28 protein-coding genes are annotated in these 16710 nt (G+C 67.1%); 1 reads left to right on the forward strand and 27 read right to left on the reverse strand.

Annotation, left to right across the window (positions count from 1 at the left end; all coding sequences use genetic code 11):
* Positions 1-26 precede the first annotated feature (26 nt).
* Positions 27-407 carry a VOC family protein gene (locus tag HNR73_RS25690; protein ID WP_184790189.1) on the forward strand — a complete coding sequence of 127 codons (381 nt, stop codon included), beginning with the start codon at positions 27-29 and terminating at the stop codon, positions 405-407.
* Here HNR73_RS25690 and HNR73_RS25695 read toward each other — a convergent pair.
* The 27 genes from HNR73_RS25695 to tuf all read right to left on the reverse strand — a co-directional run bounded on the left by HNR73_RS25695 (position 404) and on the right by tuf (position 16520).
* Positions 404-916, reverse strand: coding sequence for a DUF1707 SHOCT-like domain-containing protein (locus tag HNR73_RS25695; protein WP_184790190.1), 513 nt, complete (start codon positions 914-916; stop codon positions 404-406). The two genes, HNR73_RS25690 and HNR73_RS25695, sit on opposite strands and share 4 nt — an antisense overlap.
* Positions 909-1382 (reverse strand): DUF1707 SHOCT-like domain-containing protein, encoded by a 474-nt coding sequence (locus tag HNR73_RS25700; protein ID WP_239122315.1) that lies wholly within the window; start codon positions 1380-1382, stop codon positions 909-911. The genes HNR73_RS25695 and HNR73_RS25700 overlap by 8 nt, the downstream gene beginning before the upstream one ends.
* A gap of 97 nt (positions 1383-1479) precedes the next feature.
* The gene (gene map / locus HNR73_RS25705; protein ID WP_275414587.1) at positions 1480-2313 is read right to left on the reverse strand and encodes a type I methionyl aminopeptidase; all 834 of its coding nucleotides are present in this window, start codon (positions 2311-2313) and stop codon (positions 1480-1482) included.
* A gap of 15 nt (positions 2314-2328) precedes the next feature.
* Entirely contained in the window at positions 2329-2982 is a 654-nt protein-coding gene (locus HNR73_RS25710) for an adenylate kinase (RefSeq protein ID WP_184790192.1), read from the reverse strand.
* Between the two features lie 32 nt (positions 2983-3014).
* Positions 3015-4337: a preprotein translocase subunit SecY gene (gene secY / locus HNR73_RS25715; protein WP_184790193.1), complete on the reverse strand. Its 1323-nt coding sequence runs from the start codon at positions 4335-4337 to the stop codon at positions 3015-3017.
* 225 nt (positions 4338-4562) lie between these two features.
* A complete protein-coding gene (rplO, locus tag HNR73_RS25720; RefSeq protein ID WP_184790194.1) occupies positions 4563-5012 on the reverse strand; it encodes a 50S ribosomal protein L15 in 450 nt (149 codons plus the stop codon).
* Positions 5013-5014: 2 nt separating this feature from the next.
* Positions 5015-5197 (reverse strand): 50S ribosomal protein L30, encoded by a 183-nt coding sequence (rpmD, locus tag HNR73_RS25725; RefSeq protein ID WP_184790195.1) that lies wholly within the window; start codon positions 5195-5197, stop codon positions 5015-5017.
* A gap of 17 nt (positions 5198-5214) precedes the next feature.
* Positions 5215-5829, reverse strand: coding sequence for a 30S ribosomal protein S5 (rpsE, locus tag HNR73_RS25730; protein ID WP_184790196.1), 615 nt, complete (start codon positions 5827-5829; stop codon positions 5215-5217).
* Between the two features lie 879 nt (positions 5830-6708).
* Entirely contained in the window at positions 6709-7104 is a 396-nt protein-coding gene (rplR, locus tag HNR73_RS25735; protein WP_184790197.1) for a 50S ribosomal protein L18, read from the reverse strand.
* Positions 7105-7644, reverse strand: a complete 540-nt coding sequence (gene rplF / locus HNR73_RS25740) for a 50S ribosomal protein L6 (protein WP_184790198.1) — start codon at positions 7642-7644, stop codon at positions 7105-7107.
* A 16-nt stretch (positions 7645-7660) separates the two neighbouring features.
* Positions 7661-8068 (reverse strand): 30S ribosomal protein S8, encoded by a 408-nt coding sequence (gene rpsH / locus HNR73_RS25745; protein ID WP_184790199.1) that lies wholly within the window; start codon positions 8066-8068, stop codon positions 7661-7663.
* Between the two features lie 87 nt (positions 8069-8155).
* A complete protein-coding gene (locus HNR73_RS25750) occupies positions 8156-8341 on the reverse strand; it encodes a type Z 30S ribosomal protein S14 (RefSeq protein ID WP_184790200.1) in 186 nt (61 codons plus the stop codon).
* Between the two features lie 2 nt (positions 8342-8343).
* The gene (rplE, locus tag HNR73_RS25755) at positions 8344-8904 is read right to left on the reverse strand and encodes a 50S ribosomal protein L5 (RefSeq protein ID WP_184790201.1); all 561 of its coding nucleotides are present in this window, start codon (positions 8902-8904) and stop codon (positions 8344-8346) included.
* A gap of 2 nt (positions 8905-8906) precedes the next feature.
* Positions 8907-9221, reverse strand: a complete 315-nt coding sequence (rplX, locus tag HNR73_RS25760; RefSeq protein ID WP_184790202.1) for a 50S ribosomal protein L24 — start codon at positions 9219-9221, stop codon at positions 8907-8909.
* A 3-nt stretch (positions 9222-9224) separates the two neighbouring features.
* On the reverse strand, positions 9225-9593 hold the full coding sequence (rplN, locus tag HNR73_RS25765; RefSeq protein ID WP_184790203.1) for a 50S ribosomal protein L14: 369 nt from the start codon (positions 9591-9593) through the stop codon (positions 9225-9227).
* A 9-nt stretch (positions 9594-9602) separates the two neighbouring features.
* Positions 9603-9872, reverse strand: coding sequence for a 30S ribosomal protein S17 (gene rpsQ / locus HNR73_RS25770; RefSeq protein WP_184790204.1), 270 nt, complete (start codon positions 9870-9872; stop codon positions 9603-9605).
* Positions 9869-10105: a 50S ribosomal protein L29 gene (gene rpmC / locus HNR73_RS25775; protein WP_184790205.1), complete on the reverse strand. Its 237-nt coding sequence runs from the start codon at positions 10103-10105 to the stop codon at positions 9869-9871. Before rpmC ends, rpsQ begins: the two co-directional genes overlap by 4 nt.
* A complete protein-coding gene (gene rplP / locus HNR73_RS25780; protein WP_184790206.1) occupies positions 10105-10530 on the reverse strand; it encodes a 50S ribosomal protein L16 in 426 nt (141 codons plus the stop codon). The genes rpmC and rplP overlap by 1 nt, the downstream gene beginning before the upstream one ends.
* A gap of 6 nt (positions 10531-10536) precedes the next feature.
* Entirely contained in the window at positions 10537-11349 is an 813-nt protein-coding gene (gene rpsC / locus HNR73_RS25785; protein ID WP_184790207.1) for a 30S ribosomal protein S3, read from the reverse strand.
* Positions 11349-11879: a 50S ribosomal protein L22 gene (gene rplV / locus HNR73_RS25790; RefSeq protein ID WP_184790208.1), complete on the reverse strand. Its 531-nt coding sequence runs from the start codon at positions 11877-11879 to the stop codon at positions 11349-11351. Before rplV ends, rpsC begins: the two co-directional genes overlap by 1 nt.
* Positions 11880-11907: 28 nt before the next feature.
* A complete protein-coding gene (gene rpsS / locus HNR73_RS25795; protein WP_184790209.1) occupies positions 11908-12189 on the reverse strand; it encodes a 30S ribosomal protein S19 in 282 nt (93 codons plus the stop codon).
* A gap of 11 nt (positions 12190-12200) precedes the next feature.
* Positions 12201-13037, reverse strand: coding sequence for a 50S ribosomal protein L2 (gene rplB, locus HNR73_RS25800; RefSeq protein WP_184790210.1), 837 nt, complete (start codon positions 13035-13037; stop codon positions 12201-12203).
* 14 nt (positions 13038-13051) lie between these two features.
* Positions 13052-13366: a 50S ribosomal protein L23 gene (gene rplW, locus HNR73_RS25805; RefSeq protein ID WP_184790211.1), complete on the reverse strand. Its 315-nt coding sequence runs from the start codon at positions 13364-13366 to the stop codon at positions 13052-13054.
* Positions 13363-14022, reverse strand: coding sequence for a 50S ribosomal protein L4 (rplD, locus tag HNR73_RS25810; RefSeq protein ID WP_184790212.1), 660 nt, complete (start codon positions 14020-14022; stop codon positions 13363-13365). The genes rplW and rplD overlap by 4 nt, the downstream gene beginning before the upstream one ends.
* Entirely contained in the window at positions 14019-14687 is a 669-nt protein-coding gene (gene rplC / locus HNR73_RS25815; RefSeq protein WP_184790213.1) for a 50S ribosomal protein L3, read from the reverse strand. Before rplC ends, rplD begins: the two co-directional genes overlap by 4 nt.
* Before the next feature lie 12 nt (positions 14688-14699).
* On the reverse strand, positions 14700-15008 hold the full coding sequence (gene rpsJ, locus HNR73_RS25820; protein WP_184790214.1) for a 30S ribosomal protein S10: 309 nt from the start codon (positions 15006-15008) through the stop codon (positions 14700-14702).
* Positions 15009-15326: 318 nt separating this feature from the next.
* Entirely contained in the window at positions 15327-16520 is a 1194-nt protein-coding gene (gene tuf / locus HNR73_RS25825) for an elongation factor Tu (RefSeq protein WP_184790215.1), read from the reverse strand.
* Positions 16521-16710 lie beyond the last annotated feature (190 nt).

Here is a 16710-nt window from a genome sequence, read left to right on the forward strand (position 1 = left end):
GCCGGAATCTACCTAGACTGACGAACATGGCATGCCGCATCAGTGAACTCATCCTCGACTGCGCCGACCCCGAACGGCTCGCCGCCTTCTGGAGCGAGGTCCTCGGCTACGTCGAGATCGAACGCGAGGACGACGGAAGCATCCACCTCGCACCGCCCGGCGCCGGCTTCGGCGGACCTCAGCCCACCCTGCTCCTCAGCGCCAGCGACGACCCACGCACCGGAAAACTCCCCCTGCACCTCGACGTCAACGCCACCGACCGCGACCAGGACGCCGAACTCGAACGACTGCTCACGCTCGGCGCCGTACCCGCCGACGTCGGCCAGACCGGCGAGGAGAGCTGGCACGTCCTGGCCGACCCCGAAGGCAACGTCTTCTGCCTCCTGCGCGCCAGGCTCGACCCCTAGGCCCGTCCCCGGCGCTCCGCACGGCGGCGCGCGTCGGCCGCGAGCCGGTCGGCGCGCGTCACCCGCTCCCCCACCGTCAGGCTCAGGTACACCGCGCCCAGCGGCCCGGCCACCCACAGCGGCCACGGGTACCAGGTACCCGAACCGGTCAGCAGGGTCAGGAACCACACCAGCGTCGTGATCGACACCGGGATCATCCACGACACCCACAGCCACTTGATCCACTGCGGTGTCCCGCTGAGCAGCTCCTCGGGATCGATCGACACCAGCCGCGGCCGCACGATCTCGACGTGGCCGTCGGACACGCGCGGAAGATCGGAGATGATCGGCGCGAGCTCACCGACGGTCTTGGCCTCGTAGGCCTCCCGCAGCCGCTCGTCGTACTCGGCGAGAGTCAGCCGGCCCTCGTCGATGGCGACCTTGAGCAGTTTGCTGACCAGCTCCCGATCGGCGTCCGAGATCCGCAGATTGTCGTTGCTCTCCACCGTGGCTCCGAGGGGTTCAGTCATCGCTCTTGGCGACGTAGGCGATGGTCCGGACGATCATGATGAGGGCGACGATCCCGACCGGCCACACGAACCAGAAATCGCCGTCGTTGTCGAAGCCGTCGGTCGCCACACCGATGAACCACAGGCCCGTGACCAGCACGGACATGCCCAGCCAGCCCGTCCAGCCCTTGCGCACCGACCGGCGGTCGCGCTCGCGGCGGCGGGCCTTCTTCTCGCCCACCGGGTCGAGGGGCAGCAGCGGCGAGGTCGCCAGCCGCGACCGGCCCGCGGGCGCGGGCGGCGGCAGGTCGGTCAGCAGGGGCTTGAGCTCGGCGTAGGTCTGCGCGGCGTACGCGGCGGCGGTCCGCTCGTCGAACTCCGTCAGGTTCAGCCGGCCCTCGTTCAGCGCGACCCGCAATCTCTCGACGACCTGTTCCCGGTCGGCGTTGGACGCCCGCATGCGGCTCTGACCGCCGTCACTGTCCACTGTGTTCACCTCGTGCGTCCGTCCCATGGTGCGTCAAGAATGCCATCGGGATGACGTCAGATGCGAGCCCGGAGCCGAGATTGGGGGGTTACCCCTACTACCGCCGCGCGGCGGCGGTGACCAGATCACCGAGGCGCCCCACGCCACCGTCGGTGGCGGTGAGCACCCACACGCCGTCGGCGCACAGACCGACCGAGTGCTCGACGTGCGCGGCGAAGGACCCGTCCGCGGTGACGACGGTCCAGGCGTCGTCGAGTTCGACGGTGTCCGGCGAACCCATGGTGATCATCGGCTCGATGGCCAGGGCCATGCCGGTCTTGAGCTTGGCGCCCTGATTGGGCTTACCGTAGTTGAGGATGTGCGGGTCCTGGTGCATCTCGGTGCCGATGCCGTGCCCGCCGTAGCCCTCGACGATGCCGTAGTCGCCGGCGGCGATCACGGCCGTCTCCACGGCGTGCGAGATGTCGGTGAGGCGCCCGCCGACGCGTGCGGCGGCGATACCCGCCCACAGCGCGTCCTCCGCGGCCGCGACCATCGCCAGCAGCGCCGGGTCGACCTCGCCGACCGGGAGCGTGATGGCCGCGTCGCCGTGCCAGCCGTCCAGGATGGCGCCGACGTCGACGGAGATGAGGTCGCCCTCGGTGAGGACCTGCTTCGGCGAGGGGATCGCGTGCACGACCTGCTCGTTCACCGAGGAGCAGATCGAGGCCGGGTAGGCCCCGTCGCCCAGGTCGTACCCCAGGAACGACGGGACCGCGCCGTGGTCGCGGATCACGGTCTCGGCGATGGTGTCGAGATCCTTCGTGGTGACGCCCGGCTTCGTGGCCTCGCGCAGGGCGTCATGGACGGCCGCGACGACCAGTCCCGCCTTGCGCATCAGCCCGATCTGCTCGGGCGTCTTGATCTCGATGTGCTCCCTGCGCCACCCCACCGTGAAATCCCCGTCTTATCCGTCGTAGGAACGCAGGACGTCGAGTGCGCGAGCCGTCACGTCCTCGACCGGTCCGGTCGCGTCGATGCCGGCCAGCTTGCCCTGGGCGCTGTAGAAGCCCACCAGGGGCGCGGTCTTGTCGGCGTACTCGCGCAGCCGGTTGGCGACCGTCTCGGCCTTGTCGTCGTCGCGCTGGTACAGCTCGCCGCCGCAACGATCACAGATGCCCTCGACGGTCGTCGGGTCGAACTCCAGGTGCCAGGTCTTGCCGCACCCACCGCAGGTCCGGCGGCCCGAGAGCCGCCGGATGACCTCGTCGTCCTCGACGACCAGTTCGAGCACCAGATCGAGCTGGGTGCCCATGTCGGCGAGCATCTTGTCCAGCGTGTTGGCCTGAGGCACCGTCCGCGGGAACCCGTCGAGCAGGAACCCGTCGGTGGCGTCGGGCTCGGCCAGACGAGCGGCCACCATGTTGATGACCAGCTCGTCCGGCACGAGATCACCGGCGTCCATGTAGCGCTTGGCCTCGATGCCCAGCTCAGTCTTCCCGGCCACGTTGGCGCGCAGAATGTCGCCGGTCGAGATCTTCGGTATGGACAGCTGAGCGGCGATGAACTCCGCCTGCGTGCCCTTACCGGCGCCCGGGGGCCCTACGAGTACCAGTCGCATCCAACCACTCTCTCGTTCAAACGACCCGCGCGCTAACGAAGGAAGCCCTCGTAGTTGCGCTGCATCAGCTGGCTCTCGATCTGCTTGACCGACTCCAGGCCGACACCGACGATGATCAGCACGGAGGTGCCGCCGAACGGGAAGTTCTGCAGGACCTGGCCGCCGCCGAGCCAGATCAGCGCAAGGTTGGGCAGGATCGCAATGATGCCAAGGTAAAGGGACCCTGGCAATGTGATCCTGTTCAAGACGTACTCAAGGTACTGCGCGGTCGGCTTGCCGGGTCGGATACCGGGTACGAAACCGCCGACCTTCTTCATGTTGTCGGCGACCTCGGTCGGGTTGAACGAGATGGCCACGTAGAAGAACGTGAAGAAGATGATCAGCAGGAAGTAGACCGTGATGTGCACCCAGCTGCTGGGCATCACCAGGTTGTCGTTGACCCACGTGGCGAACGCGCCGGGCGTGGAGTCGAGCTGCGTGATCAGCGACGGGATGTAGAGCAGCGACGAGGCGAAGATGACCGGGATCACCGAGGCCTGGTTGACCTTCAGCGGAATGTAGGTCGACGTGCCGCCGTACATGCGCCGGCCGATCTGGCGCTTGGCGTACTGCACCGGGATCCGCCGCTGCGACTGTTCCACGAACACCACGAGCGCGATGATGGCGATGCCGACGGCGATGATCGCGCCGAAGACGAACCAGTTGGTCGCGTCCTTGATGTTCATGCCCTCGGTGGGGAGGCGCGCGGCGATGTTGGTGAAGATCAGGATCGACATGCCGTTGCCGACACCCCGGTCGGTGATGAGCTCACCGAACCACATGATGACCGCGGTACCGGCGGTCATCGTCATGACCAGGACCGTCAGCGTGAGCCAGTCCGGGATCTTCTCGTTGACCGGCACGACATCGCGCGGGCAGTTGGCGAACATCTGGCCGCCGCGCGCCAGCGCGACGTAACCGGAGGCCTGGAGGACCGCGAGGCCCAGCGTCAGGTACCGGGTGTACTGGGTGATCTTCGCCTGGCCGGGCTGCCCCTCCTTCTTGAGGGACTCCAGCCGCGGGATCACCACCGTCAGGAGCTGCAGGATGATGCTCGCGGTGATGTAGGGCATGACGCCCAGCGCGAACACCGACAGCTGAAGCAGGGCGCCACCGGAGAACAGGTTCAACAGGGTGAAGACGTCTGTCGACTTGTCCTCGCTGGCGAGGTTAAGGCAGTACTGGGCGTTCTCATACGACACGCCAGGACTGGGCAGCTGGGCCCCGAACCGGTACAGCGCGAGGATGAAGAGCGTGAACAGGATCTTCTTACGCAGATCGGGGGTCCGAAAGGCGCTGAAGAAGGCGGAGAGCAACTCATTCCTCCTGCGCGGCGGGGCCTGGGGGCCAGGCAGTGGCGTCGGTCACGGGCATTGGACGCAGCGACCGGTGAATCCGGCCGAACATCCACGAACTTGTGACGGGGTGCACAAGCCCGGCTTTACTGTCGCAGGACTTTAACAGCCCCGAGGTACGACCGGGGGCTCCCCTTCGTGTCAACGAAAGGGAACCCCCGGTGATTGTCTTCACTTCACGTCGCTCTACTTGCCGACCACGGTGACCGAACCGCCGGCGGCGGCGATCTTGTCCTTGGCGGAAGTCGAGAACGCGTGTGCGCTGACCTGCAGTGTCACGCCGTCCAGCTCGCCCGAGCCGAGCACCTTGACCGGCTGGCCCTTGCGGACCGCGCCCGAGGCGACGAGCTCGTCGGGACCGATCTGCCCGCCCTTGGGGAACAGCTCGGCCAGCTTGTCCAGGTTCACGACCTGGTAGACGACCTTGAACTTGTTCTTGAAGCCCTTGAGCTTCGGCAGCCGCATGTGGAGGGGCATCTGCCCACCCTCGAAGGCGGCCGGAACGTTCTTGCGGGCCTTCGTACCCTTGGTACCGCGGCCGGCGGTCTTACCCTTCGAACCCTCACCGCGACCGACGCGGGTCTTGGCGGTGTTCGAGCCCGGAGCCGGGCGCAGGTGGTGGATCTTGACCGTCATGGTTAGTCGACCTCCTCAACCGAGACGAGGTGCGTCACGGTCGCGATCATGCCCCGGATCTCCGGGCGGTCTTCCTTGACGACCACGTCGTTGATCCGCTTCAAGCCGAGGCTGCGAAGCGTGTGGCGCTGGTTCTGCTTGTTCCCGATCACCGAACGGCGCTGGGTGACTTTGAGTCGAGCCATGTCTATGCCACCCCCGCTTACTGCTCGACGCCGGCCATGGCGCGCAGCATGGCGGCCGGGGCGACGTCCTCAAGCGGCAGGCCGCGGCGCTTGGCCACGTCCTCGGGCGATTCCAGGCTCTTCAGCGCCTTCACCGTGGCGTGCACGATGTTGATCGAGTTGCTCGATCCCAGGCTCTTGCTGAGGATGTCGTGGATGCCGGCGCACTCCAGCACCGCGCGAACCGAACCACCGGCGATGACGCCGGTACCGGCCGAGGCGGGCTTGAGCATGACGACGCCGGCGGCGTCCTCACCGATGATGGGGTGCGGGATGGTCGCGCCGATCCGCGGCACCTTGAAGAAGTTCTTCTTGGCCTCTTCGACACCCTTGGCGATCGCCGCGGGCACCTCCTTGGCCTTCCCGTAGCCGACGCCGACGGTGCCGTTGCCGTCGCCCACCACGACGAGCGCGGTGAAGCTGAACCGGCGGCCACCCTGGACGACCTTGGCTACGCGGTTGATCGAGACGACGCGTTCGATGTGCGGAGTCTTCTCCGCAGCACCGCCGCGGCCGCCGTCGCGACGGTCACGGCGTCCGCGGCCTTCGCCGCCACCCGCCGTTCCGCCGCCCGTGCGCTGCTGAGCTGCCATCAGGCACTTACCTCTCTGCTACTCAAGTGCTATAACGCCAGCGAAGGTCGCTGACTCGCTTCCGTCCCGGAGGACGGATGTGGTCGAGGCGGTGCCCGCCCACGTGGCCGCGAAGACTCTACCGACGCACGCCCGAAGACGTGACGACGGGTGCCGCCCGCATGAGCGGAGAGTCCCGGACCGCTCCGGCGGGGCGAGAAGCCACGCCGGAGGTATGGAGTTGTCATGACGGCGGGCTCACGCCCGCCTCGGCGCGGCACCGCGGTGAGGCGGTGCGTGCGCCGGTCTCGCCCGGCTCCGCTCGCACGGGGCCGGTGCCGCGACCGGAGTCGCGGCGCCGTCGCCGCCGGAGCGGGACGGAAGTCTCGATGGCGGGCTCGTGGTTGAGAGACGTGCCTGCCGGATGCCGGGTCGTGCGGGACTCGGCGATGTGGTTGTCTCGGCGGGCTCACGCTCGCCCTCTCGCCCCGCGCCGCCCGAAGGCGGTGCGGGTGATGCCCGGTGCCGCTCACGCGATGCCGGTGCCGTCTCGCCGAAGCGAACGGATACCTGTGCGGCGGGCTCTCGCTCGCCTCCCGCGCGATGCCGGTACCGGAACCGGAGTCCCCGCACCGTCCCCGCCGGACGTCACCGCCAACGGCCACGCAGCACAGCCGTAGATGTACTTGTCTCGCTGTCTCGTCCATCCGAGGCGGTGCCGGAGCCTCGCCGGAACGAACGTCCCACCGCGCCGCCGAAGCCACGCGGGCCTCACCGAACCCGGCCCGACGCACCCGCCCCAGAACCGGCCGAAGCGGATGGGGCGATGTCACCCCATCCGCGCACGACCGAACCGCCGGCGGCCCGGGCCGTGAAACCCGGCCCGGGGCGCCATGCGGTCTAGAAGCTCAGCCCACCCTCGCGGGCGGCGTCGGCGAGAGCCGCGATACGGCCGTGGTAGCGGTTGCCGCCACGGTCGAAGACGGCCTTGTCGAACCCGGCGGCCTTGGCGCGGTCGGCCAGCAGCGCGCCGACCTTCTTCGCCTGGGCGGTCTTGTCGCCCTCGAAGCCCTTGAGCTCGGCGTCCAGCGTCGACGCGGAAGCGACCGTGTGGCCCTTCGTGTCGTCGATGAGCTGCACGACGATGTGCCGGATGGACCGGGTGACCACCAGGCGCGGACGCTCGGTGGTGCCGGAGATGTTCTTACGAACCCGGAAGTGACGTCGGTCGCGGGCGACACGGCGGATACCGCTGATGCCCCCGGAGTTGCGACGCTTGGCGAGCGTGGCCGACATTTACCTACCTGCCTTCCCCGCCTTGCGGCGGATGTGCTCGCCGACGTACTTGACGCCCTTGCCCTTGTACGGCTCCGGCGGCCGGATCTTGCGGATGTTGGCGGAGACCTCGCCGACCTTCTGCTTGTCGATTCCCTCGACGTGGAAGAGGGTCGGGCGCTCCACCGAGAACGTGATGCCCTCGGGGGCCTTCACGACGACCGGGTGCGAGAAGCCCAGCGCGAACTCAAGGTCCGTGCCCTTCAACTGCACGCGGTAACCGGTGCCGTTGATCTCCAGGCTCTTCTTGTACCCCTCGGTCACACCGACGACCATGTTGGCCACCAGGGTGCGCGACAGACCGTGCAGGGCACGGGACTGGCGCTCGTCGTCGGGGCGCTCCACCAGCAGCTCGCCGCTGTCGGCCTTGCTGATCGTGATGGGCTCGGCCAGGGTGTGCGACAGCTCGCCCTTGGGGCCCTTCACCTTGACGAAGGTGCCCTCGATGGCGACGTCCACGCCGGCCGGGACCGGGATTGACTTACGTCCGATGCGCGACATGTGCTCGCAGCCTCCTTTACCAGACGTAGGCGAGGACTTCCCCGCCCACCCCACGCTTGCGAGCCTGCCGGTCGGTGAGGAGGCCATCGGACGTGGACACGATGGCCACACCCAGGCCGCCCAGCACGCGCGGCAGCTCAGTCGACTTGGCGTACACCCGCAGGCCCGGCTTGGACACGCGACGGATGCCGGCGAGGCTCCGCTCACGGTTCTGGCCGAACTTCAGGTCGACGACCAGCGTCCTGCCAACCTTGCCTTCGGCGGGGTCCTCGACCTTCCAGCCGGCGATGTAACCCTCGGCCTTGAGGACCTCGGCGATGTTCGCCTTGATCTTCGAGTGAGGCATCACGACCTGGTCGTGGTACGCCTGGTTGGCGTTGCGCAGACGCGTCAGCATGTCTGCGATCGGGTCGGTCATTGTCATTGCGGTACTTGCCCTTCTCGCCCCGGTTCCCAAGGGCGTCCGAGGACGCCGGCGAGGGCCTGTGGCGAAGTTGAAGTTGAGTTCCTGTTACCAGGAGGCTTTCCACACACCGGGCAGCTCGCCCCGGTGCGCCATGCTGCGCAGGCAAACCCGGCACAGGCCGAACTTCCGGTACACAGCCTTCGGCCGCCCGCACTTGGTGCAGCGGGTGTACGCGCGAACCGCGAACTTCGGCTTCTGCGCGGCCTTGTGGATCAGCGCCTTCTTCGCCATCGTCACTTCTCCTTGTACGGGAAGCCGAGCAGCTTGAGCAGCGCACGGCCTTCGTCATCCGACTTGGCCGAGGTCACCACGGTGATGTCCATGCCGCGAACCCGGTCGATCTTGTCCTGGTCGATCTCGTGGAACACCGACTGCTCGGTGAGCCCGAAGGTGTAGTTGCCGTTGCCGTCGAACTGCTGGTCCGACAGTCCGCGGAAGTCGCGGATACGGGGCAGCGAGATGGACAGCAGACGGTCCAGGAACTCCCACATCCGGTCGCCGCGGAGCGTGACCTTCGCACCGATCGGCATGCCCTCGCGCAGCTTGAACTGCGCGATGGACTTGCGCGCCCGGCGAAGCAGCGGCTTCTGGCCGGTGATGGTGGTGAGGTCGCGCACGGCGCCGTCGATGAGCTTGGAGTCGCGAGCCGCGTCCCCGACACCCATGTTGACGACGATCTTCACGACACCCGGGATCTGCATCGGGTTGCTGTAGCCGAACTGCTCCTTCAGCGAGCCCGCGATCTCCTCGCGGTAACGCTGCTTGAGGCGCGGCAGAGTCTTAACGTCACTCATGTTCAGAGGTCCTTACCCGTGCGACGGGAGACACGGACCTTGCGGCCGTCCTCGTCACGGCGGTATCCGACGCGGGTCGGCTGGTTGTCGGCGTCGAGCACCATGACGTTCGAGACGTCGATGGCCGCTTCCTGCGTGATGATGCCGCCGGTCTTGGAGCCGCGCTGGGTCTGCGAGACCCGCTCGTGCTTCTTGACGCGGTTGACACCCTCGACGAGAACCTTGCCGGTCCGCGGGTAAGCCTCGATGACCTGACCCTCGGCGCCCTTGTCCTTGCCGGCGATGACCCGTACCCGGTCGCCCTTTTTGATCTTCATTGGTTACAGCACCTCCGGCGCGAGGGAGATGATCTTCATGAAGCGCTTGTCCCGCAGCTCGCGGCCCACCGGGCCGAAGATGCGCGTACCGCGCGGCTCGCCGTCGTCCTTGATGATGACGGCGGCGTTCTCGTCGAAGCGGATGTACGAGCCATCCGGACGACGCTTCTCCTTGGCGGTCCGAACGACGACGGCGCGAACGACGTCACCCTTCTTGATACCGGCACCCGGAATGGCGTCCTTGACGGTGGCCACGATGAGGTCGCCGATGCCGGCGTAACGCCGACCCGAACCACCGAGCACGCGGATGCACAGGATCTGCCTGGCACCGGTGTTGTCGGCGACGCGAAGTCGCGACTCCTGCTGAATCACGTCGGCTCCCTACTTGGCTTTCTCGAGGATCTCCACGACGCGCCAGCGCTTGGTGGCCGACAGCGGACGGGTCTCCATGATCTGGACCCGGTCGCCGACGCCGCACTGGTTGTGCTCGTCGTGTGCCTTGTACTTCTTGGTGCGGCGCAAGACCTTGCCGTAGAGCGGGTGCTTGACCCGGTCCTCGACCTCGATGACCGCGGTCTTGTCCATCTTGTCGCTCACGACGAGGCCCTCACGGACCTTCCGTCGCGCACGCGTTCCCTGCGTACTGCTCATGAAGCCTCAACCTCCGTCGGCGCGACGGACAGGCCCAGCTCGCGCTCGCGCATGATCGTGTAGATCCGGGCGATGTTGTGGCGCACGGCCTTCAATCCCCGGTTGTCGTCGAGCTGACCGGTCGCGGCCTGCATCCGCAGATTGAACAGCTCTTGCTTGCATTCCTTCAGCCGCGCGAGCAGCTCTTCGTCGGTGAGCTCTCGCAGCTCACCGGCAGCGACAGTCGCCGCCATCAGACCTCACCCACTTCGCGCGTCACGATCCGGCACTTCATCGGCAGCTTGTGCATGGCGCGGCGAAGTGCCTCGCGCGCGATCTGCTCGTTCGGGAACGACAGCTCGAACATGACCCGGCCGGGCTTGACGTTCGCGATCCACCACTCGGGAGTTCCCTTACCGGAACCCATGCGGGTCTCGGCGGGCTTCTTCGTGATCGCCTGGTCCGGGAAGATGTTGATCCAGACCTTGCCGCCACGCTTGATGTGACGGGTCATCGCGATACGAGCCGACTCGATCTGCCGGTTCGTCACGTACGCCGGGCTCAGAGCCTGGATGCCGTACTCGCCGAAAGTGACCTTCGTGCCGCCCTTGCTCTTACCCGATCGCTTCGGGTTGTGCGGCTTACGGAAGCCCTTCGGGGGCTTACGTGGCATAAGCATGGCTGCTCAGCCCTCCTGCTTCGTTTCACCGGAGGCGGCGCGGCCGGCCTCGGTGCCTGTTGCGGTGGTACCCGACGCGCCGGAGCGCAGACGGCCCGGACGGTCGCCGCCGCCGCCACGACGCGCACCCCGGTCGGGACGCTCGCCGGCACGACGCTGCGGACGCTGCTGCTGGTCGCCATCACGACCGGGAACACCCTCGCCCTTGTAGATCCACACCTTCACGCCGATCTGGCCGAAGTTGGTGCGGGCCTCGAACAGGCCGTAGTCGATGTTCGCGCGCAGCGTGTGCAGCGGGACGCGACCCTCGCGGTAGAACTCGGAGCGGGACATCTCGGCGCCGCCGAGACGGCCGCCGCACTGGACCCGGATGCCCTTGACCATCGGGTTGCGCATGGCCGACTGAATGGCCTTGCGCATCGCGCGACGGAAGTTGACCCGGCTGGCCAGCTGCTCGGCGATGCCCTGCGCGACGAGCTGGGCGTCCGACTCGGGGTTCTTGACCTCAAGAATGTTCAGCTGCACCTGCTTGCCGCCGGTGAGCTTCTCCAGCTTGCCGCGGAGACGCTCGGCCTCGGCACCCTTGCGGCCGATGACGATGCCCGGACGCGCGGTGTGGATGTCGACGCGGACCTTTTCACGGGTGCGCTCGATGTCGACCTTCGCGATGCCGGCGCGCTCAAGGCCCTTCGACATCAGCTTCCGGATCTGGACATCCTCGGCCACGTAGTCCTTGTAGAGCTTGTCGGCGTACCAGCGCGACGTCCAGTCGGTGCTGATACCGAGCCGGAACCCGTGCGGGTGAATCTTTTGGCCCATTACTCGGCCGCCTCCTTCTTAGACGCCTTCTTCTCGTCGGCGTCCTCGGCGGTCGCCTCGATCGTGTCGTCGTTCTCCGTCGCCTCGGTGACCTCGGCGGCGGCCGGGGCCGCCGTCTTGGTCGCCGCACGACGCTGCGGGCGAGGAACGGTGACGGACCCCTGGCCCGCCGCCACGCTCTCCACCACGATCGTGATGTGGCTGGTCCGCTTACGGATCCGGTACGCACGCCCGTGGGCACGCGGCCGGTACCGCTTCATCGTCGGGCCCTCGTCAACGCGGGCCTCGGCGATGAGCAGCGACTCGGGGTCGAGCCGCTCGTTGTTCTCCGCGTTGGCGATCGCGCTGGCGACCACCTTGTACACGGGTTCGCTCGCCGCCTGCGGGGCGAACTTCAGAACCGTCAGCGCCTCGGTCGCGGGAAGGCCACGAACGAGGTTGACGACACGACGCGCCTTGTTCGGCGAGACGCGGACGTGCCGTGCAACGGCCCGTGCGCCAGGCGCCGGAATGGCGTCATTGCTTGCCATCGAAATCCCCTTGCTCGTTAACCCGCGCCTAGCGGCGGCGGCTCTTGCGGTCGTCTTTGTCGTGCGAGCGGAACGTCCGGGTCAGCGCGAACTCGCCGAGCTTGTGCCCGACCATCGCCTCGCTGACGAAGACCGGGACGTGCTTCCGGCCGTCGTGGACGGCCAGGGTCAGACCGATCATCTCGGGGATGATCGTCGACCGGCGCGACCAGGTCTTGATGACGTTCTTGCTGTTCGTCTCGACGGCCTTCTCAACCTTCTTGAGAAGGTGGTCGTCGATGAACGGACCCTTCTTCAAACTGCGCGGCATGTCCTGCTACCTCATCGCTTCCGGTTCACGTAGCGGCGCCGGACGATGAGCCGGTCGCTCGGCTTGCGCTTGGCACGGGTGCGGCCCTCCGGCTTACCCTGCGGGTTCACCGGGTGACGGCCACCTGAGGTCTTACCCTCACCACCACCGTGCGGGTGGTCGACCGGGTTCATGGCGACACCACGAACCGTGGGACGACGGCCCTTCCAGCGCATGCGGCCGGCCTTGCCCCAGTTGATGTTCGACTGTTCGGCGTTGCCGACCTCGCCGACCGTCGCGCGGCAGCGCGTGTCGACCAGGCGGATCTCACCGGACGGCATGCGCAGGTGCGCGTACTGCCCCTCACGGGCCAGCAGCTGGATCGACGAACCCGCGGAGCGGGCCATCTTCGCGCCGCCGCCCGGCCGCAGCTCCACCGCGTGGATGGTCGTACCCACGGGGATGTTGCGCAGCGGGAGGTTGTTACCCGGCTTGATGTCGGCGCTGGGGCCGTTCTCGATCGCCGCGCCCTGCTTCAGGTCCTTCGGCGCCAGGATGTAGCGCTTCTCACCGTCGGCGTAGTGCAGCAGCGCGATGCGCGCGGTGCGGTTCGGGTCGTACTCGATGTGCGCGACCTTGGCCGGGATGCCGTCCTTGTCGTGACGACGGAAGTCGATCAGACGGTACTGGCGCTTGTGCCCGCCACCGCGGTGCCGCGTGGTGATGCGGCCGTGCGAGTTGCGGCCACCGCTGGAGGTCAGCGGACGCAGCAGCGACTTCTCGGGGGTGGAGCGGGTGACCTCGACGAAGTCGGCGACGCTCGACCCGCGACGACCGGGGGTCGTCGGCTTGTATTTGCGGATGCCCATTTCTGCGAAGCTCCCTAACCGGCCGCGGCGCCGAAGATCTCGGAGAGAGCGGTGCTGTCTCCGTCAACGGTCACGATCGCGCGCTTGGTGTCCTTGCGCTTGCCCCAGCCGGTGCGGGTGCGCTTGCGCTTGCCCTCACGGTTGAGAGTGTTCACGCTGGCGACCTTCACCTCGAAGATCTCCTGGATGGCGTTCTTGATGTGAGTCTTATTCGCATCAGTCGCGACCAGGAACGTGAACTTGTTCAGCTCGGTGAGGCCGTAGCTCTTCTCCGAGATGACCGGCGCGAGGATGATGTCGCGCGGGTCCGAGGTGTCGATGCCACTCATGCCGCGGCCTCCTCGTCCTTGGTGGTGCCGTTGCCGACGAAGATGTCGTAGGCGCCCTTGGTGAAGACCACGTCGTCGTTGACGAGCACGTCGTAGGTGTTCAGCTGGTCGACGACCAGGATGTGCACCGAAGGCTCGTTGCGCAGGCTCATCCAGGTGACCTCGTCGAAGCGGTCGAGAACGACCAGCACCCGACGGGACTCGGTGACCTTGCGCAGCGACGCGATCGCCGTCTTGGTCTTGGGGGTCTCACCCTCGACGAGGGCGGAGACGACGTGGACCTGGCCGTTGCGGGCGCGGTCCGACAGGGCGCTGCGCAGGGCGGCGGCCTTCATCTTCTTGGGCGTCCGCTGCGAGTAGTCGCGCGGCACGGGACCGTGCACGACGCCACCACCGGCGAACTGCGGAGCGCGGGTCGAACCCTGACGGGCGCGGCCGGTGCCCTTCTGACGGTACGGCTTCTTGCCGCCGCCGGCGACCTCGCCGCGGGTCTTCACCTTGTGCGTGCCCTGGCGCGCCGCAGCGAGCTGCGCGACGACGACCTGGTGCATCAGCGGGATGTTGACCTGGCGGTCGAACATGTCGGCCGGGAGATCCACGGTCTCGGTGGACTTCTTGTCACCGACCGGGTTCTTGACGTCTACCTGGAGGCTCATTTGCTAACACCACCCTTGGCGAGCGAGGTCTTCGCGGCCGTGCGGATCAGCACGAGGCCGCCCTTGGGACCGGGAAGCGCGCCCTTGATCAGCAGCAGGTTGTTCTCGGTGTCCACCGCGTGGATGACCAGGTTCTGCACGGTCTGGCGAACGCCACCCATGCGACCGGCCATGCGCATGCCCTTGAAGACACGACCCGGGGTGGCGCATCCGCCGATCGAGCCCGGGGAGCGGTGCTTGCGCTGCACGCCGTGACCGGCGCCGAGGCCGCTGAAGCCGTGACGCTTCATGACACCGGCGTAGCCCTTGCCCTTGGTGGTACCCGTGATGTCGACGAGCTTGATCTCGGCGAACTTGTCGACCGTGATCTCGTCGCCGGCGGCGTACTCACCGGCGTCGGAGGTGCGCATCTCCACCGCGTGGCGGCGGGGCGCGGTCTCCGACTTGGCGTAGTGGCCGCGGAGCGGCTGCGTGACCTTGCGGGGGTCGATCGCGCCGAACGCGAGCTGCACCGCCGAGTAGCCGTCCGTGTCAGGGGTGCGCACCTGCGTCACCACACACGGGCCGGCCTGCACGACGGTGACGGGGACGACGCGGTTGTTCTCGTCCCACACCTGGGTCATACCGAGCTTCGTGCCCAGAATGCCGTTGACTTGCCTGTCCATCGCCTCTGGTCCCTACAGCTTGATCTCGATGTCGACACCGGCGGGGAGGTCGAGGCGCATCAGCGAGTCGACCGTCTTCGGTGTCGGGTCAAGGATGTCGATCAGGCGCTTGTGCGTGCGCATCTCGAAGTGCTCACGCGAGTCCTTGTACTTGTGCGGCGAACGGATCACGCAGAAGCGGTTGACCTCAGTCGGGAGCGGCACGGGCCCCGCGATGTTGGCACCGGTACGCGTAACCGTCTCGACGATCTTTCGCGCCGAGGAGTCCACGACCTCGTGGTCGTAGGCCTTGAGCCGAATGCGGATCTTCTGTCCCGCCATGGTTCCTTTACTCTCATCCCACTCGTTTCAGGGCCCTTGTCCGGTCCCCGAGGTCGGGCGTGTCGCGGTCTGCGGGCAGTCTCGTCCCTGGGCATGCCAGAGCCGGATGTCGCTCGCGCGTTTTCCTCAAGCCTCGCGCCAGACGCGCGGTGCGGCTCGGACACGTACGCAAACAAGGCGCAGTGGTGCCCACCGCCCCGCAGGGCGCAACCTGTTCATTATGCCGTACGCCGGGGAACGCGCCCACTCCGGGGTGCGTTCCCCGGCGTACGTCACACCGAACTCGAAAAGTCCGGCGTGTGCGTTATAGCTGCCGAACTACTTCAGGATCTTCGTGACACGGCCGGAACCGACCGTGCGGCCACCCTCGCGGATGGCGAAGAGGAGACCCTCTTCCATGGCGATCGGCTGGATCAGCTCGACCGTCATGGAGGTGCTGTCACCGGGCATGACCATGTCGGTGCCCTCGGGGAGGGTCACGACGCCGGTCACGTCGGTGGTGCGGAAGTAGAACTGCGGGCGGTAGTTGTTGAAGAACGGCGTGTGACGGCCGCCCTCGTCCTTGGAGAGGACGTAGACCTGACCCTCGAAGTTCGTGTGCGGGGTCGTGGTGCCCGGCTTGATGACACACTGGCCGCGCTCGACGTCCTCGCGCTTGATACCGCGCAGGAGCAGACCGACGTTCTCACCTGCGCGAGCGTCGTCGAGGGTCTTGCGGAACATCTCGATGGCGGTGACCTTGGTGGTCAGCGCCTTCTCCTTGATGCCGATGATCTCGACGTCCTCGTTGGGGAGGAGCACACCGCGCTCGACACGGCCGGTGACGACCGTACCGCGACCGGTGATCGTGAAGACGTCCTCGACGGGCATGAGGAACGGCTTCTCGGTCTCACGCGCCGGCGTCGGGATCGAGCTGTCGACGGCGTCCATGAGCTCGCCCACGGAGTTCGCCCACGCCTCGTCGCCCTCAAGAGCCTTGAGCGCCGAGACCTTGACGACGGGAGCGTCGTCACCGGGGAACTCGTAGGTGCTCAGGAGCTCACGGACCTCCATCTCGACGAGTTCGAGGATCTCCTCGTCGTCGACCATGTCGGACTTGTTGAGCGCGACGACGATGTACGGAACACCGACCTGGCGGGCCAGGAGCACGTGCTCCTTGGTCTGCGGCATCGGGCCGTCGGTCGCCGAGACCACCAGGATCGCGCCGTCCATCTGCGCGGCACCGGTGATCATGTTCTTGATGTAGTCGGCGTGACCGGGGCAGTCAACGTGAGCGTAGTGACGCTCTTCGGTCTGGTACTCCACGTGCGCGATCGAGATCGTGATGCCGCGCTGCTTCTCTTCAGGCGCCTTGTCGATCTCGTCGAACGGGGTGTACGGGTTGAGGTCCGGGAACTTGTCGTGCAGGACCTTGGTGATGGCCGCCGTCAGCGTCGTCTTACCGTGGTCGATGTGACCGATGGTGCCGATGTTGACGTGCGGCTTAGTCCGCTCGAACTTCGCCTTCGCCACTGTCGTCCTCCTGTGGACATCTGATTACTACGTCGATTTACCTGAGGTCACAGCCCTGGGTCTCTTGACCTGGGGCCGTGCGGGTTATGCAGTGCTTCTCGCCGGATCCGGCGGCCGGTTCACGACCGCCCTCACCGCGCTTCGGTGGTGGCCTACCCGGCGGTGAAGCCCGGTGGGCCGTGCCGACTCC

The sequence above is a fragment of the Phytomonospora endophytica genome (genome assembly GCF_014202425.1).
Lineage (GTDB): Bacteria > Actinomycetota > Actinomycetes > Mycobacteriales > Micromonosporaceae > Phytomonospora > Phytomonospora endophytica.